Source organism: Megasphaera sp. UBA4382, assembly GCF_002391155.1.
GTDB lineage: Bacteria > Bacillota > Negativicutes > Veillonellales > Megasphaeraceae > Megasphaera > Megasphaera hexanoica.
The window spans coordinates 12,432-35,644 of sequence record NZ_DGRS01000046.1 but is presented as its reverse complement, the minus strand read 5'-3'; the positions used below and the strand labels follow the sequence as shown (position 1 = coordinate 35,644).

The window sequence follows — 23,213 nt, the reverse complement described above, 5'->3', positions numbered from 1 at the left end:
TCTTAGCCCAAATTTTCACGAACGGATTTAACATTGTGTTCGTGTACGTGTTCGCCTTGTTTGATATCACGGGCAGCATGACCAATATGTTCACCATATTTAACGATTGGTGCATCGGCCGGAATATCTTTGATGGCGATTTTGTGATAAATCTGGACATCTTCTACGGCAGTAAAGGAAACGGTCTTCTTGTTTTTGTCAACGTAAGAAACCGTATCGCCTTTCTTTACCGGTTCGATGACGACAGCAACGTTGTCTTTTTCATCGATAATCATTGCATTAATCATGAAAATGAAACCTCCCTCTTGTAGTTCAAAATATACCATACACCCAGGATAACCACTCCTTAGCTGACAGGTTATGGCAAGTTCCTGTTTGTATATAAGACCTATTGTGTATATACGTCCTGCATACTCTCATTATAGAATTGCAATTGTAAAATGTCAATTCTAAGTTGGCATTGCAATGTGCTAAAAAAGAATAGCTTTTACCTTATCACTGCCTTCTATTTATACCTTTACCATGCCGCAACAGCACCATCTGCCCGGGGTTCTGTCGCACCGGAAAGAACTCCCTGTTCATTGCGCCAGATAATCTGCCCCCGTCCATAGGGAATAGGATCAGCATTTACTATTACCTCATGGCCTTTACGGCGCAGCCCTTCAACAACCGCCGCCGGAACGGCCGCTTCCACTTCGATGCGTTTACCGCCTACCCACTGCCAGCGTGGCGCATCAAGTGCCGCCTGAGGATTAAGATGGAAATCTATCGTATTCATCAGTACCTGGAACTGTCCCTGGGGCTGCATGAACGCTCCCATGACACCAAACGGTCCTACAGCCTGCCCGTCCCGTGACAGAAAACCGGGAATGATTGTGTGGTAGGATTTTTTTCGCGGACCGGCACAATTGTCGCTCCGTGGGTCCATGCTGAAATTATTGCCCCTGTCACTGAGGGCCACTCCATATCCCGGAATGACGATGCCCGAACCAAACCCCGTATAATTACTTTGGATATACGATACCATGTTGCCTTCTCCATCAGCCGAACAGAGATAGACCGTCCCGCCATTATTGGGACTGACTGGCCTGGGCATCAGTGCCATATCCCCGATTTCTGCCCGCCTCCGGACTGCATAGGATTCAGAAAGCCAGTCTTCTACAGACGTGTTCATAAAACGGGGATCGGCTATGTATTCACGCCCGTCGGCAAAAGCCAGTTTCATCGATTCAATCTGGCGGTGGAACGTTTCAACCGTATCCCGCTCTGCAAAGGAAAAACCACTGGCAATATTCAGAGCCATGAGTACGACCAGTCCATGGCCATTGGGCGGAATTTCCCAGACATCATAGCCTCTGTAATTCGTATGTATTGGCTGGACCCACTGAGGCCGGTAATCCATCAAATCCTCTTTGCGAAGATATCCGCCCGTCTTTTTCGACCAATCATCGATGGCTGTAGCGATTTCCCCTTCATAAAGATCCCGGCACCGGCTCCTGGCCAGGAGGCGCAGGGACCGTGCCTGCTGAGGCAGGCGCAGGATATCTCCCGCACCGGCAATGACATCACCAGCATAAAAGGTATCGAACAAGCCCTTAAAAGCCGGTTCATGACGGTACGGAGCAAAGCTTTCATAACCTTCTTTCAGCATGACCGCCAGATTGGGCATGACAGAATAGCCATCCTCTGCATAAGAAATAGCCGGTTTAAATAGTTCTTCAAAGGGAAGTCTTCCAAAACGGCTGTGTATTTCCGCCCATGCTGCCGGCGCCCCCGGTACCATAACGGGAGTCCAGCCGCGAAGGGGAATTTCCGACAGTCCTTTTTCATGCAGCGTTTCCCAGGTCAGTGTACGTGGCGACCAACCACTGCCATTGAGACCGTATAACTTTCCCTTCATCCATATCAGTGCAAAGGCATCACTGCCCAGGCCATTACTGGTTGGTTCCAGTACAGTCAGTGCTATCGCCGTAGCCAATGCCGCATCGACGGCATTGCCTCCCAACTTCAGCATATCCAGCCCGGCCTGCGCCGCCAAGGTCTGCGATGTACAGACCATTCCGCGGCGGGCATAGACGACTTCTCTCCGCGAGGGATAGGGATATATCTGTCCGTCCCATGTCATTGCCATATTAACACGCCCTTTCCTTGTATATACGATTATCATATCACATTCCTTCACACGGGTCAGTAAAACCAGCCTGCTTTTTGTATAGAACAGATAAAATACACTCTAAAAAAAGCAGTCCCTGCTCTTCCCGAAAATCTGTTTTGTGTCTATAATAATGTATATGTAACTTTCTGCGACAGCTCTGTCTGTCCTGCCGTAAAAGGAGGAATCACCGTGAGTCGGTGCTTGTTAATTGTCAATCCGACAGCCGGCCGTGAACGGGCCAAGTATTTTAAAGAACCATTAAAAAACCAGCTGGATACGATGTATGACGATGTAGAAATGCGCATCACGACCGGTCCGGGAGATGCGACTGACTGGGCCCGTGAAGCCTCCCTTACCGGATTTGATGCCGTTTTCTGCATGGGTGGCGACGGTACATTGAACGAAACCGTCAACGGGCTGGCCCTTGCCGGACGGAGCAGTATAACGTTTGGCTTCATCCCGCTGGGCACGGTCAACGACCTGGGGCGGGCTCTTTCTATGCCCCTGCATCCGGAAGCAGCCATTGCCGGTCTTAAAAACGCCCATATCCAGCGCGTAGATATCGCCCGGGCCAATGACCGCTATTTCGTCAACACCATTGCTGCCGGTTTTATGCCTGAAGCCGTCAGTCACGTATCGATTGAGCAAAAAACACGGCTTGGCCCTCTTGCCTATTTTCTGACGGGCCTGAAAGCCCTGCAAAATCATGAAACATACCTGTTTAAGATAGAAAACGATAACGGCGTTTATATCCATCGCTCTCCACTCATCGTCATCATGCTGACTAATTCCGTCGGAAGCTTCCGAAATCTCGCACCGGCTGCTCAGGTCGATGATGGTAAACTCTGGGTCGGCGTCTTCAAGGATTGCAGCTATCTCGATATGATTAAAGCCATACCGGAATTTCTTGCCGGCTCGCCCCTGAGTTCAGAATACATGAATCTGTCTACGACGACTCATCTGAAAATCACGCTGATCGATGGCACCCTCACGACAAACATGGATGGTGACAAAGGCCCTGATTTCCCGTTGGATCTGGAAATTTTACCTTCTTTCCTAAATGTCTGTGTCCCATCTGCGCCTCCTTCCAGTCTGCCACTGGTCCATCTGCTTCCTCACAAAGGTTAAACAAAAAAGAGGATGTAACAAAATGGCTGTAAAGCACATTTTGCTGCATCCTCTTTTTGCTATCCGATTAGTCTGCTGTGTACGGAAGCAGAGCGATAGCTCTGGCCCGTTTAATAGCAACCGTCAGTTTACGCTGGTGTTTAGCGCAAACGCCGGAGATACGGCGCGGCAGGATTTTGCCACGTTCGGTCGTAAAACGGCGGAGCTTTGCAACGTCTTTGTAATCGATCTGTTCAGCATGATCGACACAGAAGCTGCATACTTTTCTTCTCGGTTTTCTCGAGCGATCTCTTCTCATTATATATCCTCCCTTTAAAACATAATTAAGGGATGTGTTTGACTATTAGAATGGGATTTCTTCATCCGATGTGCTGGAGCCCATGCTGTCAAAGCCGGTCCCCGGAGCAGCCGGTTTAGGCTGCGGCGCGCTCGGCTGCGCAGCACCGGTATATGAAGAGGACGCCGTACCATTCTGGCGTTCCGTTCCCATCGTCTGTGCCACAAAATTAGCTACGACTTCCGTCCTGTACCGTTTCTGGCCGTCCTGCGTTTCGTACGAACGCGTGTTAAAACGGCCTTCCACAAAGACACGACTGCCTTTAGCCAGGTTGTTACCACAGGTTTCTGCCAAATTACCCCAAGCAACACAAGGAACAAAATCAGTGAATTCCCGTGGTTCCGTAGCTCCGTATGGAATATACGTGGTCGTGCAGGCTACGGTAAACATAGCAACAGCCTTGCCAGTCTTCGTAAAACGGATTTCGGGGTCACGAGCCAAATTGCCTAACAACTGTACTGAATTCATACCTTTGCGCCTCCGGTTATTCGTCAATCTTGACGATCAAGTGCTTCAGGATGTCGTCCTGGATCTTCATAACACGGTCGATTTCTTTGATAACTTCAGGATCAGCTTCAAAGTTAATCAGTACGTAGTTACCGTCAGCCTGCTTTTTGACAGGGTATGCCAGGTGGCGTTTGCCCCAACGATCAACCTTTTCGACATTGCCGCCATTCTTCTTGATCAGATTGGAAACAAATTCAGCAATCGGATCTACTTCAGCGTCTTCCAGCGGCTTTGCGATAAACATGACTTCGTACTTATTCACGAAATCACCTCCTCTTCTGGACTATGGCCCTTCATTTCAAAAGGGCAAGGGTAGCTTGAAGTAATCAAGCTTTATTATTGTATCACAGATTTTCCGCCATAGCAAGTAAAAAGGATGTCCCACAAAAGAAGATCTTTTCACGGGACATCCTTTTTCTTCAATTATTCAAAATATGCAACACCGGCTGCAAAGAGAGGCTGCAGCTTATTGCCAGAAATATTTTCAAAAATATCGGGACCGCTGAACCGTTCAGTATGAGCCATCTTACCGAGCACGCGGCCATCGGGACTGGTAATCCCTTCGACAGCCATAATGGACTGGTTAGGATTATATTCGCTGTCATTGGATGCATTGCCACTAAGATCCACATACTGTGTCGCAATCTGTCCTTTCGCAGCCAGTTCCCTGATCTGCCGGGGTGTCGCTACAAAACGGCCTTCCCCGTGGGAAATAGCGATAGTATGGACATCGCCGGCTTTCATGTTGCTGAACCAGGGACTCATGACAGAAACGACCTTCGTATTGACCATCCGCGACAGATGGCGGCCAATTGTATTGTATGTCAGCGTCGGGCTGTCCGAACGCAGAGGCTGGATCCGGCCATAAGGCAGGAGCCCCAGTTTAATCAGCGCCTGGAATCCGTTGCAGACACCCAATGCCAGGCCATCCCGTTTATAGAGCAAATCGTTCAGTGATTCTTTCAACGCCGGACTTCGGAATAAAGTAGCAATAAACTTGCCAGAACCTTCTGGTTCATCGCCAGCACTGAAGCCACCGGGGAACATGATAATCTGCGCATGGGCAATGCGTCTTGCCATTTCGTCGATCGATTCCGCCAGATCCTGTGGCGTTTCATTACGCAGTACCATGATTTCTGCCGTCGCGCCAGCCCGTTCAAAGGCAGCGGCAGAATCGTATTCACAGTTCGTTCCAGGGCAGACCGGGATGAACACATGCGGTTTGCCAAAAGATTCACTGCGTTTGGGACCATAGGTCGTGAAGAGAGGCAGTGTAGGATCATCGGAAGAACTTTCACTCTTAATCGGGAATACTTTGCTGAGCGGTTCTTCCCATGCCTTCTGCAAATCTGTCAGGGCTATGGCGGTACCTGCTGCCGTAATGTCGGCAGCTTCTTTCGTTACGCCAACGCGGCACACGTGATCTTCTTTTTCCCAAATGCGCGCAGTAGCTTCATCAGTTTCAACAAGAATAGCTCCATACCGGAGATTGAAGAGTTCCTGTACGGGGAACTGGTCATCAACGGTAAAGCCAATGCGATTGCCAAATGCCATTTGTACCAGCGCCGCAGCAGCCCCGCCCTGGCCTACGGCATGCATAGCCCGGACCTTGCCATCGAGAACAGCCTGATGGAGGAAATCACAATGACGGCGGAACACATCAAAATCAGGCATATCTTCGGCATCCCTTGGCAGATCAAAGAGCAGAACCATATCGCCAGCCTGTTTGAATTCCGGAGAAATAATATGATTGGTCTTTTCCGGTACGATAGCAAAGGATACGAGCGTAGGAGGAACCGTCAGATTTTCAAAGGTGCCACTCATGCTGTCTTTGCCGCCGATGGCAGCAATCTGCAGCTCTTTCTGTGCCACATATGCCCCGAGGAGCGCGCTGACCGGCTGGCCCCAGGCTTTTTCATTGGTGCCGAGGCTCTGGAAAAATTCCTGCATCGTCAGATAAGCCTGACGACGGTCACCGCCGAGAGCAACCAATTTCGCTACCGATTGGAGTACGGCATACAATGCGCCGTGGAACGGACTCCATACGGCCAGGTCCGGATCATAGCCGTGCGTGAAAATGCTGGCAGTCGTCGTTTTACTTCCCGGGACAGGAATCTTGGCGACCATGCCTTCTACGGGCGTCTTCTGATACTTTCCGCCAAAGGGCATGAGTACCGTCCGCGATCCGATAGTGCTGTCAAAGCGTTCTGCCAGTCCCTGTTCTGACGCGACATTCAGCGTTGCCATCGTCTTGAGGAATGCATCTTTGACATCACTTACAGGAGCTGCCGTAAAGAAATCTTTTTCTTCCGGAGCAGTGACAATGGCATTCCGCTTCTGCGTTACGCCATTAGTATCGAGGAATGCCCGGGTGATATTGACGACATTCTGGTCGCGCCAGTGCATGACCAGTCGTTTCGTATCGGTAGCGACGGCAACAATCGTCGCTTCCAGATTTTCTTCCGCCGCGTATTTCATGAATTCTTCTACATGTTCCGGAGCCACTACGACGGCCATCCGTTCCTGCGATTCAGAAATAGCCAGTTCCGTTCCATCCAGACCTTCATACTTCTTCGGGACTTTATCGAGATTAATATCCAGGCCATCGGTCAGTTCGCCAATGGCGACGGATACACCGCCGGCACCAAAATCATTGCACCGTTTGATGAGGACTGTCACTTCATGGCGGCGGAACAGGCGCTGGATTTTCCGTTCCGTCAGGGCGTTCCCTTTCTGGACTTCGGCGCCACACGTTTCCAAGGATTCTACTGTATGCTTTTTGGAAGAACCAGTTGCGCCGCCCATGCCATCACGGCCGGTCTTGCCGCCCAGCAGGATGATTATGTCTCCGGGAACCGGTTCTTCCCGGATAACGTTGGCCCGCGGAGCCGCCCCCAGAACAGCACCGATTTCCATGCGTTTTGCAATAAATCCCTGGTGATAATATTCTTTTACTTCCCCTGTCGCCAGGCCAATCTGGTTGCCATAGGAGCTATATCCTTTAGCAGCGCCTGTCGTCAGCGTACGCTGCGGAAGTTTCCCTGGCAGTGTATCTTTAATGGATTGCCGTGGATCACCTGCACCGGTAACACGCATAGCCTGATATACATAAGACCGGCCGCTCAGAGGATCGCGGATACAGCCGCCCAGGCAGGTAGCAGCACCGCCGAACGGTTCGATTTCCGTCGGGTGGTTATGTGTTTCATTTTTAAAGAGGAGAAGCCATTCTTCTTCTTTGCCATCCACATCGACAGGAATGATGATGGTGCAGGCATTGATTTCTTCAGAGGCATCCAGATTCTGTAATTTGCCAGCTGCTTTTAATTCCTTTACGGCAATGGTTGCCATATCCATCAGCGTCTGTGGTTTATTGCGTTTTAATGCATCGCGCGTCGTTTTATATGCTTCGTAGGCTCTCTGGATAGGAGCTGTATATGTGCCGTCTTCAAAGGAAATGTCGGTCAATTCCGTCATAAACGTCGTATGGCGGCAATGGTCAGACCAATACGTATCGATAACCCGGATTTCTGTAATCGTCGGGTTACGTTTTTCTTCATCGCGGAAATAAGTCTGCACAAATTTCAGATCATCAAAGCTCATAGCCAGACCCATATGGGCAGATAATTCCCGGAGTGCTGCATCATCCATCGTATCGAAGCCATCGATAGTCGGAACGTCAGCCGGTTTTTCCCATGCCATGGAAAGGTCCGTTACCTGATCCAGCGACGCTTCCCTGGCTTCTACCGGATTGATACAATAATGCTTAATAGCGGCAATATCATCAGCGGAAAGGGTGCCCGATAAAACAATGACCTGTGCCGTGCGGACAGCACTGTCACTGTTCATAGTGAGCATCTGCAGGCATTGCATCGCCGAATCGGCACGCTGGTCATACTGCCCCGGCAGATATTCGATTGCCAGTACCGTATCGTCTTTACCGGCCGGCAATTCATCGTATACGGTATCGACAGGCGGTTCCGAAAAAATCATATTCTTGGCTGCTTCAAAGGCTGCATCATCCAAACCACCTACGTCATAACGATTGAAAATCTTGACATCGGTCAGACCCGAAATAAGCAAGTTTTTCTTCAAATCATTGAGCATCCTCTGTGCATCCTGGGCAAAAGGACCTTTTTTGGTAACATATAAACGTCGAATGGATTGCATTCAATGAACCTCCTTAAAAGACATATAAGCATTAGTGACACAACTTTAGTATACCCGTTTTGCTTTCATAAGTAAACGGAAAATTGCAGTAAAACAGCGTCAAATCCGTGATTCTGACGGGCCTGACCCTCTGAAATCAGGCGTTGACTTCCCTCACAAATCGTATTAGACTGGTTATAATAACTATTAGGAGGCCCCCTCATGGAAGAATTGAAAAAACGCATCTTGCAGGATGGTACGATTATCGACAACCGTATTTTAAAGGTGGATAATTTTCTCAATCAGCAGATTGACCCATCACTGGTAATGAAAATGGGACAGGAATTTGCCCGCCGGTTCGCCGACTGCCCGATTGACCGGATCGTGACTATCGAATCATCCGGTATCGCAATTGCACTGGCGACAGCCGTCGCAATGGGAAATATTCCCGTCGTCTTTGCCCGCAAGAAAAAATCTCTTCTCATGCAGGATGCTGTATACACAGCGTCTATCTATTCGTATACAAAAGAAGAAACCTATACAGCCAGCCTCAGCAAATCATACCTGCATGCCGGCGAACGCGTACTGATTATCGATGACTTTCTGGCTAGTGGCGCCGCAGCAGTCGGCCTGACCGAATTAGTCAGACAGGCCGGCGCTATCCCTGCAGGCATCGGCATTGTCATTGAAAAATCATTCCAGCCCGGACGCGGCCGGCTGGAAGCACTCGGCTATCGTGTAGAATCATTAGCCCGCATTGCTGCTTTTCGTGATAATAAGCCCGTATTCAAGGAGTAGTACTTTATTTCCTTTGTCGCCCCTTATATAATACATATTAGATGTATACATAAAATCCCGTTCCCCAAAGACAGGAGCTGCCTTATGAGATCCCAATTTTTTGACGGATTTGATTTTGCCGAATATAAATTCAGTATCGTCGCTGTAGAACACGTCGATGAATTCTTTAACATAGAAAAGTACGGTCTGCATCCGGTCATTTACGATGAATCGTGTCTCCGGGGATATGCCTGCATTTTTGGTTTCACCGAAGACAAACACCTGGCTCTGCACAAATTATTCACAAATAATAATGGCCGGCCTGCCCCGTCTATAGATGGCATCGAACCGGTACCGTTCCACTCCCCTGCCGGTGATCTGCGCTACGACCTGGAGCTGGCCATTCCCTACTCTGGTTCTATTCTCATCGCCAATGGATTTATCCAGAAATATTTCGTTCCTTTCGGATTCCAGATTCCCCATGCCTTTAAAAAGGTATATGAACTCACATTTGACCAGGGATTATTCGTGCGTGTAGAAGACCGCTCTGAAGCTGCCCGTCAGCTGCGCATCGAATATAAGGAACCCCTGCCACCGGAAAAGAAACTGCGGCTGCGCGTCGCACACTGGTTCAATAAACCAGAAGAATATGGTTTTGACGATGAAACGCTGGCCCAGTATATGGACCTGAGTTACGATACAAAATATCTCTTTTAACAGCCGACGGGAGACAATCAGCCGATTGTCTCCCGTCAGTTCATAAACACATATATATCCGGTCCTTACCGGACTGGACAGCGCTTGTATTGTGTTATGCAATAAGTGTTTACATGTATAGTATACGTCCCGTTAAACGTATAAGCAATCCATAGGAATCACATTTTAAACAACCATGACTCCCATTTCAGACTAAAACGCCTGTCAATGCCCAAATAAAGGCACTGACAGGCGTTCCTGCATCTGGTACATAATTAAATGCCAGACTGATGCCAGATTATTTTTTAAGAGCCGTCAGCGTACCGGCTATGACACGCGTAACTTCCGCAACGGTTTCCAGATCAACTGATTCGTCCGCACTGTGGATAGCAAATGTCGTCGGTCCGACCGAAACAATGTCCAGATCCGGGTTCATGGCAAAGAAATACCCCGTTTCCAGACCGCCATGCATCGCTTCGATGCGGGGTGTACGGCCCAGTTCTTTTTCATAAACGGCAGTCATGGCCGGAGTCAGGACACTGTGCGTGTTTTCTGACCAGGCCGGAGCCGGTGCAGACGCTTTGAAAGTAAATCCCGTCACTTCTGCAAATACCGGCAGGGACAACAGCATTTCCTGCAGGCGGGCATCGGAAGAGGAACGGGGGAAATACTGGATGTCCACCGAATCGGCACCGATATGAATCGTACCAATATTAGAAGACAGGTCCGGCAGTTTCGGCAAATGCTGATTCATAGCGAAGACGCCGAAGTGAAGCAGATTAAGGATCTGTACGATAGCACGGCTGTCTGCTTTAGAAATAGTTTTTTCCGGTACATCTGTTTTTTCTGCTTTCAGGGATAACGTCGTTTCTACAGCCCCATATACGGCTTTATGTGCCGCTTCTCCTTCGGCAGTAAGCTGGCATGCCTTATCTGCATCTGCATCAGAAAGAACAATGACAGCCTGGGCAAGGTACGGAATGGCATTAGCCGCATCGCCGCCGTCATAGGAAGCCAGTGTATAGGAAATACCCGCCTGATGGAGACGCTGCAGGACGAGAGCCAGCGCTTTTATAGCATTGCTCTTTCCCTGATTGATTGTTTCACCCGAATGACCTCCGATAAAGCCCGATGCCGTTATCTTCAGAGCAGCTGTCCCTTCTGCTTCCTGCCAGGAAACAGGACGGCTGAAATAGGTATGAACACTGCCGGCAGAAGCCACACAGATAACATCGACAGATTCAGAGTCACAGTTAATGACATAATGGGCATCCTGAACATATTGGGAATCCAGATGGGTGGCACCGGTCATACCTACTTCTTCATCTACTGTAAAGATCAGGCGCAGCGGACCATGGGCAAAATCCTGCTGAATGAGGAACATAGAAATGGCAATAGCCATACCGTCATCAGCACCCAGGCTCGTCCCATCAGCAGAAAGCGTCTTGCCATCCCGTTTGATGGTAATAGGATCTTTCAGCGGATCATACGCGCGTCCTGGTTTAGCCACACAGACCATATCCATATGGCCTTGTATAATCGTCAGCGGCACATCTTCATATCCTTTTGTCGCCGGTACATCGGCAATGATGTTGTTGACTTCATCCTGAACAACGGAAGCACCGAGTTGACGAAGCCGGGCAGCAATATAGTCACTGACTTCTTTTTCATGACCTGATTTGCGGGGATGCCGGGCAAGGCCTGCAAATTCCTGCAAAACGCCTTCAATAATCTTTTCATTTTCCATTGGAAATTCCTCCTTATGTCTAGAAATATCCATACGCGAGTATTATAACACGTTTATACAAAAGAAACACCTCGGCTATTATTCTCTCCTTGCATAATTATCTATAAGTAAAGATAATATAACCGTTTCTTGTTATATTTTAAATCATTATGATTTGAATGACAGTTCAAAAAAAATATGCTATAGTGAAACAAGCTAGCTGTTATACGGCCAATTATTTATTTTTTATGCGGGAGGTCTGATTATGAAACGTCAATCTAATCTGACTGCCACGTACCCCACATTACCGGAATTAACATTCCGGGGCATGTTCCTGGGCATGCTGATTACCGTTATCTTTACGGCATCCAATGTCTATCTGGGGCTCAAAGTCGGTCTGACATTTTCGTCATCTATTCCGGCGGCAGTCATCTCCATGGCGATCCTGCGCATGTTCAAAAACTCCAATATTCTGGAAAATAACATGGTACAGACGCAGGCATCTGCCGCGGGCACTTTATCAGCTATTATCTTTATTCTTCCTGGTCTGCTCATGCTGGGATACTGGCAGGGATTTCCATTCTGGCAAACGTTATTGCTCTGCGCATGCGGCGGTTCATTAGGGGTATTATTTACTATACCACTGCGGCGCGCCATGGTCGTCAACAGTGACCTGCCCTATCCGGAAGGCCGGGCGGCAGCAGAAATCCTGAAAGTAGGCAGTGAAATCCGCCGCGAAGAAGCTGCCGGCGAAGATACGAGCAAAAAAGAAACAGGGATGAAAGATATCGTTCTCGGTACTGGCATGGCCGGTATCTTCAGTTTCTGTGCCAACGGACTGCACATTGCTTCTTCTGAATTCAGTCACTGGATACAGATTGGCAAGGCGGTCACCCAGCTCCCCATGGGCTTTTCCATGGCTCTTCTCGGCGCCGGCTACCTTATCGGTATCGCCAGTGGCATCGCTATTTTGACGGGGACACTGCTGGCCTGGGTCATCTTCGTACCCTACCTGACATCGGTCATCTCTCCGGCAGAAGGTCAGAGTGCTGCCGCCTTTGCCCAGGCTATCTGGGCCCAGAAAGTACGTTTCATCGGCGCCGGCTGTATCGGTATCGCTGCTATCTGGACACTGATTCGTCTGGCCAAACCGGTCGTTGACGGTATCAAAATGTCCATCAACGCTATCCGGGCCAATGACACGGAAGAAAAACAGATCCTTCATCATACGGATATCGACATGTCGCCCAAATCGGTCGGCATTGTATTCCTCGTAATCCTGGCCGGACTGTTCGTGACATTCTACTCGTTCGTCAGCGCCGCCGGTCTCCCGACGACAGTTACCATTATTTACATCGTCGTTGGTATCCTGGTCGCCATGCTCATGGGATTCTTTGTTGCCGCAGCCTGCGGCTATATGGCAGGTCTCATCGGTACATCAGCCAGCCCGATTTCTGGCATAGGTATCCTGGGCATCATCGTTTCTTCACTGGTTGTCCTCGGTATCGGTTCATCCTTCGGCGTCTTTGCCACGCCAGAAGGTACTCAGTTCGCTACGGCACTGGCCATCTTTATCACAGCCGTCATCGTCAGTATCGCCGCTATTTCCAACGATAACTTGCAGGACCTCAAAACCGGTTATATCGTCGGCGCCACGCCTTGGAAACAGCAGGTAGCCCTGATTCTCGGTTCTGTCATCGGTGCCTTCGCCATCGCGCCTGTACTGAATCTGCTCTATCAGGCTTATGGATTCACGGGAGCCCTTCCCCGTGCCGGCATGGACCCGTCCCAGGCCCTCGCCGCTCCCCAGGCAACGCTGATGACAACGATTGCACAGGGCATTTTCAGCGCCAGCCTCGATTGGAATTACATTTTGTTTGGTATTGTCGTAGGTATCGCTGCCATTATTGTCGATATGCTCCTGAAGAGTCATACGAAATCCCTGGCCCTGCCACCTCTGGCTATCGGTATGGGTATTTATCTGCCGCCGACTTTGGAAATTCCGTTGGTCATCGGCTCTGTCATGGGCTGGTTCATCCACCGTTATCTGCACCAGCGTGCAGCGCTCCGCAACCCTGGTCATGAAGAAGAAGATGTGGAAGCCTGCAATCACCGTGGCGTCCTCTTTGCATCGGGCCTTATCGTCGGTGAAAGCCTCGTAGGCGTCATTATTGCCCTGATCATCGTCGTATCTGTTACGTCTGGTGGCAGTGAAAATCCGCTGGCACTGGTCGGCAAAGACTTTGAAACAATCGCAAACGGCATTGGATTTGCCGCATTCATTGCGACAATCGCTATTTTCGTCCGTCATATTGTCACGACGAAATTTACTCCGGAAAAATGAGTTCATTAAAATAAAATTAGAATTACATTAAAATTTGATTAAAATTTATGCAGAACGGCGTTAAAATAAAACCTTTAACGCCGTTTATTTTTGCATAAATATTTATTTTGTAACGATATATCCATCAATTCCATAACAGGAAGATCCATAAGAAAATTTTTTTACTTTCATTTCCATCTCTCGTAGTCCGTGCGGAGCCCCTGACGGCTGGCGTGGTACCAGCCGTCGGTGCGGACGGAGAGATGCTGCAGGAACTGGTATAACTCGTCTTCCCCGGTCAGGTCATAGCGCAGAGAAAAGCCGCACGAGGCAACTAGTTTTCCCGGCGTCGGTACGATGCGAACGGAAAGGCCGTGAGCCCTTCCTTCCTTTTCTGCTGTCATGGCCTCCCGCGTTTCGGGGAACAGGATCAGACCATACCGTTCCGTCATGGTCGTACGACGCGGTTGGCCGTACGCAGGATTTCAATGATACGGTAGAGATTGGTAATCTCCCCAACGGCCACTTTCTCCGTCAAACCGTAGTAATTGAGGCAGGCTCCGCAGGCATAAATCTGCACACCGGCCGCAGCCAGTTCCTGCAGATCAGCCAGAGACTCCGACGTATCCGTCACCAGGGGTACACCACCGTTGTAGAACAACATCATATCGGGCAGTACATCTTGTTCCTTCAGAGTGTAAATAAAATTTTTGAGCAGCGTCCGGCCAAACGTTTCGTCACCCGTCCCCATAGTCGGAGAATTGACGACGACGATGTATGAATCGCCCCGTACAGCTGTAGTTTGCGCAACCGGTTCCGGAACAGCTTCTGCCGCCTCTCCTTTCGTGATGACCACCGTATAATTGGCCGGGCCATCTTCGGTTACGCTGCACGAGCAGCCCAGCTGACGGGCCATTTTCTGCAGGTTTTCTGTAGCTATCCTGTTATCGACCAATGTCTGTACGGCATCGTGTTCCTTCAGTGCCTTGCGGGTCTCAATGACCGGCAGCGGGCAGGCTTTGCCCAGAGCATTTACTTGAAACATATCCTTCACTCCTCATCCAATATAGATTTCTTTTTCCTTCTTTTCCGTGACGACGCCGATATCCGACGCCGGAATATGACCGGCCTGAAGGCGCGCTACCAACATCGGCGCCTGACCGGCCTCACAGGATACGAGCAGTCCTCCCGATGTCTGGGGATCGAAGACGATTTCTTCCAGGGCGAAGTCCTGTCGTTCAAAGGCCACCTTGTCTTCCAGAAAATCGCGGTTCCGCTGTCCTCCTGCCGTGAAGATGAAGTGTCCGGCTCCCCAGTAGGCTTCCTCAAAGTACGGCAGACGGGACGTATCGATGCGGGCCGAGCAGGCACCGTGAAGCATTTCATGAAGATGGCCGCAGAGGCCGAATCCCGTCACATCGGTACAGCCGTGCACACCGGCGGCATCGCGGATGATATCCATGGCATAGGCATTGAGCGTACACATACTGTCTACGGCCTGCTGGAAACCTTCTTTACTGATTTCACCGGCACTGTATCCAATGGTCAGGATACTGACTCCCAGGGGCTTGGTGAGAATGAGATGATCGCCGGCCACACAGGCATCGTTGCGCAGGATACGGTCCGGATGGACGGTACCATTCACAGCCAGGCCGTATTTCACCGTCCGGTCGTGAATGGAATGGCCCCCCGACAGGAGTCCGCCAGCTTCCTTAACCTTTTCCGCCCCACCACGCAGAATCTCCCGGAGAATAGCGAAATCCTGTTCTTCCGGAAAGGCGACGATATTGAGAGCCGAAAGGACCCGGCCGCCCATGGCATAAACGTCACTCAGTGCATTAGCCGCACCAATCTGGCCAAAAAGGTAAGGATCGGTTACCATAGGCGGGAAAAAATCCACCGTCTGGATGAGGGCCAGGTCATCCCGCAGACGGATGACAGCCGCATCATCAGCCCCATCAAACCCGACAAGCAGATCCGGGCTCTCCCGGCGCGGAAGGTCCTGGAGCAGTGGCCCCAGATTACCTGCCCCTATCTTGGCATTACAGCCGCCACAGACGACGAGCTGATTCGTATCCATCGTATCGCCTCCATTTTTTTTAGCTTCCCTAATTATTTTTCTTTCTTTTCATTATACTCCCTGCAAAGAAAAGAGACAATGCAGTGTTGGGAGGGAATTTAAAAAAGGAACTGTGCATGATAGCATAGGCTTTCATGTACAGTCCCTTTTGTCAGGAAGCGGCCCGTATTTACGCCGCCGTTTCTGTATGCGTTTCTTTTGTATTGGCGTTTTCTTTAATAGTCATGGTCACCAGAACGGACACGACGGTGGCACCGACCAGGCAGGCAAAGCTGGTGCCGAAACTACCTCCGGCGAGCTGGATGAGATAACCGATGATGATTGGCGAAAGGAAGCCGGCAATCTGACCGGCCATATTGACAAATCCCATAGCCCGGCCGGTGATTTCACTGGAAATGGAACTCATAGGCAGTGCCATCAGGGCGCCAAAGGCCCCATAGAGGAAGAAGCCGCTCAGGGTTTCACAGATGATGGCCATAGTCGCATCGGGTACGGCAAAGGTCAGATACAGGAAAATCGCGCCGGGAATCTGGGTGATGATAACCGGCATTTTCCGGTTGTGCGTAAAATACTTGTCCGACAGCCAGCAGAACAGGATGACGCCAGCCGTACCGGCAAAGAACGGCATGGACGCTGTGATGCCCATCTTGGTCATTTCAAAACCCCGGGCTTTGACGAGATAGCTGGGCAGCCAGGACAAGAAGCCCCAAAGAGTGATATCAAAGAAGAAAAAGCTGACGAAGGTCCGCCATACGGCCGGTACCTTGATAATCTGCCAGAAGGAGATTTTTGCCTGTGCCGTCTGTTCCGTATGGTCTTCTTTGAGTTCATCCAGTTCGGCCTGGCTGATGCCCTTGCTGTCAGCCGGATTGTCGGGAATAAAGAACTTAATCAGCAGGCACATAATGATGCCCGGGATGAACAGCGAATAAAAGACCATGCGCCAGCCCCAGGCAGCCATGATAGCAACGACGAACAGCGGTGCCAGTGCCGGCCCGAAGGCATTGGACGACATCATGAGCCCCGTCGCCGTGCCGCGGTCTTTGGCCGGGAACCAGTTGGAAATCGTCCGGTACGACGCGGCCGGGAAAATTCCTTCACCGACGCCAAAGGCAACGCGGACCAGGAGCATGTGGACGAGATTATTGGCAAAGCCCGTAATAGCCGTAAATACGGACCACCAAGCGATGCCGGAAAACATTACCTTCTGAGCGCCGAAGCGGTCTGCCAGAAGACCGCCGGGAATCTGACAGAGCGCATAGCCTACGAAAAAGGCACTCATGACGCCGCCCATAGCGACCGGTGTCAGCCCGAATTCATCAGAAATGTAAGGAATAGCCGTAGCCATGACCATGCGGTCCAGATAGGCTGTAACCCATATAATAAACAAAATGATAACTACCGTATTGCGGTGCTTCCAGCCACCATTGCTGTTTGCCATGATTCTCCCCCTTGCCGGGATGCCGTCATACTCCCCTCGACGGCATCTCCTATCCCACGGATTTAGTATTCGTTAGTCGATCAGATATTTTTCTGCCAGTTCGGCATAGAACCGCACTGATTCATACAGGCGGTCGAGGCGGATATATTCATCCGGCTGATGTGCCATATGCTGTTCCCCCGGTCCGTACACGATGAGAGGAATATGAGTGTGAGGCAGGAATACGGCCGCGTCTGTATAGCACATAAAGCCGTTCGGTTCGGGATTGCGGCCCGTCACGTCCTGCTGCACACCACGGCAGAGGCGGACGAAGTCGTCGCCAGCCTTAGTTTCTACGGCAGCCCGGTCGCTCAGGACTTCAATATCGGCCATAAATTCTGGTATTTCTTGTTTGACTTCATCGCACATGCGCTGGAAATCGGCGATGATATCCTTATGCACCTGGCCGGGGACCGTGCGGATATCGACGGTCAGTTCGCAGCGGTCGGGTACGACATTAGTCTTAAAACCACCGTGCAGCGTGGCAATATTCATGGTCGGTTTCCCCAGGATAGGGCTTTCCGTATACTGGAACTGGTACTGCAGCAGTTTATCCAGGAATTTATTCATGTGAATTACGGCGTTGACGCCTTTTTCCGGCATCGCTCCGTGGGAGGTCTGCCCATGGGTCGTCACTTTCAACCAGAGAGCGCCTTTTTCACAAATAGTGATTTCGTTGTAATTCGGTTCGCCGATGACGATGGCACCTACGCCGTCAAGTCCACCTGATTTCAGCAGGTCCCAGGCGCCGAGACTGTCCGTTTCTTCATCGATGGAAGCGGCAAATACGAGGTCCCCTTTAAGAGCGGCTCCCGATTTCTTGATGGCTTTAACGACATGCATCATCGCAGCCAGACCGCCTTTCATGTCCGATGCCCCCAAGCCATAGAGTTTGCCGTCTTTGACGACAGCCCCCCAGGGGTCTTCCGTCCAGTTTCCCGGCGGAACCGTGTCGAGATGGCCGTCGAAAAGCAGGGCTTTCCGTTCACCGCTGCCTTTGATCCGCGCCACGACGTTAGCCCGGCCGTCGCCCATATCGCGCACTTCGGCTTCAATGCCGGCTTTTTTGAAATCATCGGCAATCCACTGAGCCAGAACTTTTTCATTACCCGGCGGGTTGACCGTATTAGTCTGGACAAATTTGGTCAGGATGTCTTTTACTTCCTCATTACTGAGAGCTGATGCAATCGTTTCGTTCATGATACTCACGCCTCCAATAAAATCTGTCCCGGTGGCGGACCGGGACAGATATTCCCCTTTTCTTTCCCAAGAAATGAGGACGTTACGTATACCACACGCCTGTACTATACGATACTATTTCCACTCTAAATAGTCAAGCGTCCATTTGAAACAGACATATCATATTTGTTATGCATTTCGTTCATCTTTGCAGGGCACTTATCTTTTTCAGGGCGACAAGGGCTGCGTCCAGGTCATCCCGTGTCGTAAAGGATGAAAGGGAAAAGCGCACGGCTCCCTGCTCTTTTGTTCCCAAAGATTCATGCAGGAGGGGAGCACAGTGAAATCCCGGCCGCGTAGCGATGCCATAGGTCTCCCAGAGTATATCACTGACGACGGTTGATTCAGCACCGGGGAAATTGACGGCAAAGACGGGGACGCGCGGACCGGAAACATCGCCATAGAGTACTAGATCCGGAATCTGCTGTAGTCCTTGGAGAAAATAGTCACTCAGAACCGCCTGCTTCCGCTGCAGCTCCTGCCAGTGTTCCCGTATATAGGACACGCCGGCACTCAGGCCGGCAATGCCGGCGACATTGGCCGTCCCCGCTTCCAGTATGGCAGGGACACCACCGGGCTGGTCGTGGTCAAAGGCATGGACGCCATCGCCACCGGTCAGGACCGGCCGGACCGGTGCATCGCGGCGGATGCAGACACCGCCCGTTCCTCCCGGTCCGTAGAGTGATTTATGACCCGTAAAGCAGATAGCCGTTATCGTCCCGTCCGACACATCGATGGGAACGACGCCAGCCGACTGGGATGCATCGATGACGAGAAACAGGCCATGGGCTTTACAGAAAGCCCGTATGCGGGATATATCCAGCACATTTCCCGTCACATTGGACGCATGATTGCATACGACCAGCTTCGTTTCCAGCCGGAGTTTCTGCTCCAGTTCCTCATAACGGAGCTGCCCCGTGCGGGCATCACTGCCGATAAAATCTACGGTGGCACCTTCTTTCTCCAGCTGGTACAACGGGCGCAGGACGGCATTATGTTCCCACATCGTCGTCAGCACGTGGTCTCCCGGACGCACCAGTCCCTTGAGGACCAGATTGAGCGCCGTCGTCGAGTTGTGCGTAAAGGCCACCTCATAATCCTGCCCGGCAGAAAACAGGCTTTTTACCTGCTCTTTGGCCTCCAGCACCAGTTCATACGCCCGCAGGGAATACCCGTGGGCGCCACGGGACGGATTGCCATACAGGCCGCTATGAAGCACTTCGTACACCGCCTCAGCAACAGCCGGCGGCTTCTGTACCGTCGTAGCCGCATTGTCAAAATAGTACATAGTACACCTCCGGGATAGATAGTTTGATGTTTGATGTTTGACGAAGAAACTGCCGTTCGCAGGCTGTTAAACCGGTTCGTCTGGCGGCCTCTCTTTTTTATACAAAAACGGGGAGCTGCCGGCATCTGTAACATGCTGCAGCTCCCCTCTTTCTTATATTGTATCGTCTATAGCCGGCTGGATCAGATGCCGAAGCGGGCGAAGATAGTATCGACATGGCGGAGCATCTTGTTGACGTCGAAGCAGCCTTCGATTTCTTCTGCCGTCATATATTTCTTTACGTCTTCGTCTTTCTTCAGGTTTTCCAGGAAATCTTCCCCTTCGAGCCAGCGTTTCATGGCATTGCGCTGTACCCAGCGATACGCCTGTTCGCGGACGGCGCCTTTTTCTACGAGCGTGTTGAGGATGATCGGGCTGTAGATAAGGCCGCCGGTCAGGTTGAGGTCCTTCATCATCTTGTCAGGATATACGAGGAGACGGTCGATGACGCGGGTAAAGGTCTGGAGCATGTAGTCCAGGGCAATGGTGCTGTCCGGCAGGATAACCCGTTCGACGGACGAATGGGAGATATCCCGTTCATGCCAGAGAGCGACATCTTCCAGGGCTGCCTGGGCATTGCCGCGGATGACGCGGGCCAGGCCGCACATGCGTTCACACGTAATGGGATTGCGCTTGTGGGGCATGATGGACGAGCCCTTCTGTTTGGGGCTGAAATATTCTTCTGCTTCCCGTACTTCTGTCCGTTGGAGATGACGGATTTCCGTTGCCATCTTGTCGATGGAGCTGGCGATGACGGCCAGAGTCGTCACGTATTCAGCATGGCGGTCACGCTGCAAAGTCTGGGAAGAAATCGGAGAAGCTTCGATGCCCAGGTGTTCGCAGACGTATTTTTCAACGAACGGGTCGATATCGGCATAGGTACCGACGGCGCCGGAAATCTTGCCGACGGCGATGGTCTTTTTGGCGTGTTTCATGCGGTCGATATCCCGTTCGATTTCAGCCATCCAGTTGCATAATTTCAGACCGAACGTAGTCGCTTCGGCATGGATTCCATGAGTACGGCCGATACAGGGAGTGTATTTGAATTCGACGGCACGGCGGCGCAGGACGGCATGGAAGTTTTCCAGGTCCTTGATGAGGATATCCGATGCCTGTTTGAGCATGTAGCCCAGTGCCGTATCTTTGACATCGGTCGATGTCAGGCCGAGATGGACATACTTGCCGGCTTCGCCGATATTTTCAGACAACGTGGATACAAAAGCGGCAATGTCATGATGGGTTTCGGCTTCGATTTCATGGATGCGTTCTACCGTAAAAGCAGCTTTTTCGCGGATTTCCTTCGCCGCTTCCTTTGGGACGTTCCCCAGTTCAGCCTGGGCTTCGCTGGCCAGGATTTCTACTTCTTTCATAGTATTCCATTCATTGTATTCAGCCCAGATCTTACCCATTTCTTCTTTTGTATAACGTTCTATCACGAGTATCTCTCCTTTGAACAGATGTATATTGGAAATAAGCTTACGCTTTATTATACACCATCCCTGCCGCCAGAGCCATAGGAAATAGCGCAGGAACAGCAGTTCTTACATGTTTTTGCTGCGCAGATCCGAAAGGATTTCCTGTACCCGTGTCAGGGCCTGTTCCTTGGCTACGACTTCTTTTTCGCCCGTCCGGCGGACCTTGATTTCGACCGTGCCGTTATTCTTCGTATCTTTGCCGATGACGACCTGGACAGGGTAGCCGATGAGGTCTGCGTCGTTGAATTTGACACCGGCCCGTTCCTTGCGGTCATCGAGAACGACATCAGAGGAAACGGCCATAAACTGTTGGTACAAATCCTGTGCGTAACCGGCCAGTTCTTCATCTTTCATGTTGAGCGGCAGGATGACTACTTCATACGGAGCAATGGCTACCGGCCACATGATGCCTTTATCATCGTGGAACTGTTCGATGGCAGCGGCAATGGTGCGGGTGACGCCGATGCCGTAGCAGCCCATGTAGAACGGTTTGGCCTTGCCGTCCTGGTCGAGGAAGGTAGCGTGGAGGGATTCGGAATACTTGGTCCCCAATTCAAATACCTGGCCGACTTCGATGCCGCGCATGATGTGAACCGGCGCGCCGCAGTGCGGGCAGGCATCGCCTTCGACCATCAGGCGGATAGTGGCCACCGTGACGTTTTTGAAATCCCGGTCCGGATTGACATTCTGGTAATGATACCCGGCTTTATTGGCACCGGTGACGCCGTTAGGCACATTCATAGCCGTCGGATCGACGAGGACGAAGAACGTTTCATTATCGGGTGTATCAGCGCCGATAGGACTCATATAGCCCGGCTGCAGGCCATGGGCCTTCAATTCGTCTTCCGTCGCAGGTTCGATGGCATTACCGCCAACGAAGTTCTGGACGGCTACATCGTTGACTTCGTGATCGCCGCGGACCATGCAGAGGACCGTCTTTTCGCCGTCGATAGTGAAGGCTACAGCCTTGATAGTCTTTTCTACGGGAATCTTCATAAAGGCTGCCAATTCTTCAATGGTAGAGCAGCCCGGCGTTTCGATGAGTTCCATATCCTTTGCGTCTTCTGCTGCCATCGCAAGGGCTGCCGGTTCAGCCTTTTCAATATCTGCCGCGTATTCGCACTTCGGGCACGATACGACTTCCGCTTCCCCTGCTTCGGCCAGAGCCATGAATTCGTGGGTATGGCTGCCGCCGATTTGTCCGCTGTCGGCTTCGACAGGCTTGAAGTTCAGGCCACAGCGGGTAAAGATACGCGTGTAGGCATCGTATTCATCCTGATAGCTCTTGTGCAGTCCTTCGGCATCGACGTCAAACGAATAGGCGTCTTTCATGACAAATTCACGGCTGCGCATGAGGCCGAAGCGGGGACGGATTTCATCGCGGTACTTATTCTGCATCTGCCAGAGTGTGACCGGCAGCTGCTTGTACGAGCGCAATTCGTTGCGGACCAGCGTCGTAATCAGTTCTTCGTGGGTCGGTCCCAGACAGAAATGATTGCCATGACGGTCTTCCAGCTTAAACATTTCCGGGCCGTAAGCGTTCCAGCGTCCCGATTCATGCCAGATTTCTGCCGGCTGCATGATGGGCATCATGATTTCCTGTGCGCCGATTCCGTCCATTTCTTCGCGGACAATGGCTTCGATTTTCAGCTCAACCCGCCGTCCCAAGGGCAGGAACGAATACAAACCGCCGCCGTTCTTGCGGATCATACCGGCTTTTAACATATACTGATGGCTGGCGATTTCTGCTTCTGCAGGGATTTCGCGCAGCGTCGGGCAATATAACTTCGATGCTAACATGAATGACATCCTCCTCG

Annotated in this window: 19 protein-coding genes; 4 read left to right on the top strand and 15 right to left on the bottom strand. The window is 51.1% G+C overall.

Annotation, left to right across the window (positions count from 1 at the left end; translation table 11 throughout):
• Positions 1-2 precede the first annotated feature (2 nt).
• Both B4H10_RS05320 and B4H10_RS05315 read right to left on the bottom strand, forming a co-directional pair.
• Positions 3-287, bottom strand: a complete 285-nt coding sequence (locus B4H10_RS05320; protein WP_075581774.1) for a UxaA family hydrolase — start codon at positions 285-287, stop codon at positions 3-5.
• Between the two features lie 230 nt (positions 288-517).
• Positions 518-2,131: a gamma-glutamyltransferase family protein gene (locus B4H10_RS05315; protein WP_234995356.1), complete on the bottom strand. Its 1,614-nt coding sequence runs from the start codon at positions 2,129-2,131 to the stop codon at positions 518-520.
• A 213-nt stretch (positions 2,132-2,344) separates the two neighbouring features.
• On the opposite strand from B4H10_RS05315, the gene B4H10_RS05310 reads away from it, so the two are divergent.
• Positions 2,345-3,283, top strand: coding sequence for a diacylglycerol/lipid kinase family protein (locus tag B4H10_RS05310; RefSeq protein ID WP_059076349.1), 939 nt, complete (start codon positions 2,345-2,347; stop codon positions 3,281-3,283).
• A gap of 67 nt (positions 3,284-3,350) precedes the next feature.
• Here B4H10_RS05310 and rpsR read toward each other — a convergent pair whose 3' ends face one another.
• From rpsR to B4H10_RS05290, 4 genes are all read right to left on the bottom strand, one after another.
• Positions 3,351-3,581, bottom strand: coding sequence for a 30S ribosomal protein S18 (gene rpsR / locus B4H10_RS05305; protein WP_059076348.1), 231 nt, complete (start codon positions 3,579-3,581; stop codon positions 3,351-3,353).
• 45 nt (positions 3,582-3,626) lie between these two features.
• Positions 3,627-4,088 (bottom strand): single-stranded DNA-binding protein, encoded by a 462-nt coding sequence (locus B4H10_RS05300; RefSeq protein WP_059076347.1) that lies wholly within the window; start codon positions 4,086-4,088, stop codon positions 3,627-3,629.
• A gap of 16 nt (positions 4,089-4,104) precedes the next feature.
• On the bottom strand, positions 4,105-4,389 hold the full coding sequence (gene rpsF, locus B4H10_RS05295) for a 30S ribosomal protein S6 (RefSeq protein ID WP_059076346.1): 285 nt from the start codon (positions 4,387-4,389) through the stop codon (positions 4,105-4,107).
• A gap of 161 nt (positions 4,390-4,550) precedes the next feature.
• A complete protein-coding gene (locus B4H10_RS05290) occupies positions 4,551-8,294 on the bottom strand; it encodes a phosphoribosylformylglycinamidine synthase (RefSeq protein WP_292018333.1) in 3,744 nt (1,247 codons plus the stop codon).
• Positions 8,295-8,495: 201 nt separating this feature from the next.
• Between B4H10_RS05290 and B4H10_RS05285 the strand changes: the two genes are divergently transcribed.
• Positions 8,496-9,071, top strand: a complete 576-nt coding sequence (locus B4H10_RS05285; protein WP_059076344.1) for a xanthine phosphoribosyltransferase — start codon at positions 8,496-8,498, stop codon at positions 9,069-9,071.
• A gap of 84 nt (positions 9,072-9,155) precedes the next feature.
• Entirely contained in the window at positions 9,156-9,767 is a 612-nt protein-coding gene (locus B4H10_RS05280) for a hypothetical protein (RefSeq protein WP_059076343.1), read from the top strand.
• A 277-nt stretch (positions 9,768-10,044) separates the two neighbouring features.
• Here the strand turns inward: B4H10_RS05280 and pepD are convergent, their stop codons facing one another.
• Positions 10,045-11,493, bottom strand: coding sequence for a beta-Ala-His dipeptidase (gene pepD / locus B4H10_RS05275; protein WP_292018332.1), 1,449 nt, complete (start codon positions 11,491-11,493; stop codon positions 10,045-10,047).
• A gap of 244 nt (positions 11,494-11,737) precedes the next feature.
• Between pepD and B4H10_RS05270 the strand changes: the two genes are divergently transcribed.
• Positions 11,738-13,816: an OPT family oligopeptide transporter gene (locus B4H10_RS05270; RefSeq protein ID WP_292018331.1), complete on the top strand. Its 2,079-nt coding sequence runs from the start codon at positions 11,738-11,740 to the stop codon at positions 13,814-13,816.
• A gap of 167 nt (positions 13,817-13,983) precedes the next feature.
• On the opposite strand, the gene B4H10_RS05265 is transcribed toward B4H10_RS05270, so the two are convergent.
• The 8 genes from B4H10_RS05265 to B4H10_RS05230 all read right to left on the bottom strand — a co-directional run bounded on the left by B4H10_RS05265 (position 13,984) and on the right by B4H10_RS05230 (position 23,196).
• Positions 13,984-14,247, bottom strand: coding sequence for a DUF3343 domain-containing protein (locus tag B4H10_RS05265; RefSeq protein WP_059076340.1), 264 nt, complete (start codon positions 14,245-14,247; stop codon positions 13,984-13,986).
• The gene (gene yedF, locus B4H10_RS05260) at positions 14,244-14,840 is read right to left on the bottom strand and encodes a sulfurtransferase-like selenium metabolism protein YedF (protein WP_292018330.1); all 597 of its coding nucleotides are present in this window, start codon (positions 14,838-14,840) and stop codon (positions 14,244-14,246) included. Before yedF ends, B4H10_RS05265 begins: the two co-directional genes overlap by 4 nt.
• A gap of 12 nt (positions 14,841-14,852) precedes the next feature.
• Complete coding sequence (selD, locus tag B4H10_RS05255) at positions 14,853-15,875, bottom strand: selenide, water dikinase SelD (protein ID WP_292018329.1); 1,023 nt, start codon at positions 15,873-15,875, stop codon at positions 14,853-14,855.
• Positions 15,876-16,044: 169 nt separating this feature from the next.
• Positions 16,045-17,316: an MFS transporter gene (locus tag B4H10_RS05250; protein ID WP_075581770.1), complete on the bottom strand. Its 1,272-nt coding sequence runs from the start codon at positions 17,314-17,316 to the stop codon at positions 16,045-16,047.
• Positions 17,317-17,388: 72 nt separating this feature from the next.
• A complete protein-coding gene (locus tag B4H10_RS05245) occupies positions 17,389-18,555 on the bottom strand; it encodes a M20 family metallopeptidase (protein ID WP_170087047.1) in 1,167 nt (388 codons plus the stop codon).
• A gap of 181 nt (positions 18,556-18,736) precedes the next feature.
• Positions 18,737-19,882 carry an aminotransferase class V-fold PLP-dependent enzyme gene (locus B4H10_RS05240; protein WP_113855261.1) on the bottom strand — a complete coding sequence of 382 codons (1,146 nt, stop codon included), beginning with the start codon at positions 19,880-19,882 and terminating at the stop codon, positions 18,737-18,739.
• Between the two features lie 182 nt (positions 19,883-20,064).
• Complete coding sequence (gene purB / locus B4H10_RS05235) at positions 20,065-21,357, bottom strand: adenylosuccinate lyase (protein WP_059076334.1); 1,293 nt, start codon at positions 21,355-21,357, stop codon at positions 20,065-20,067.
• Positions 21,358-21,462: 105 nt separating this feature from the next.
• The gene (locus B4H10_RS05230; protein ID WP_059076333.1) at positions 21,463-23,196 is read right to left on the bottom strand and encodes a proline--tRNA ligase; all 1,734 of its coding nucleotides are present in this window, start codon (positions 23,194-23,196) and stop codon (positions 21,463-21,465) included.
• Between the last annotated feature and the right edge of the window lie 17 nt (positions 23,197-23,213).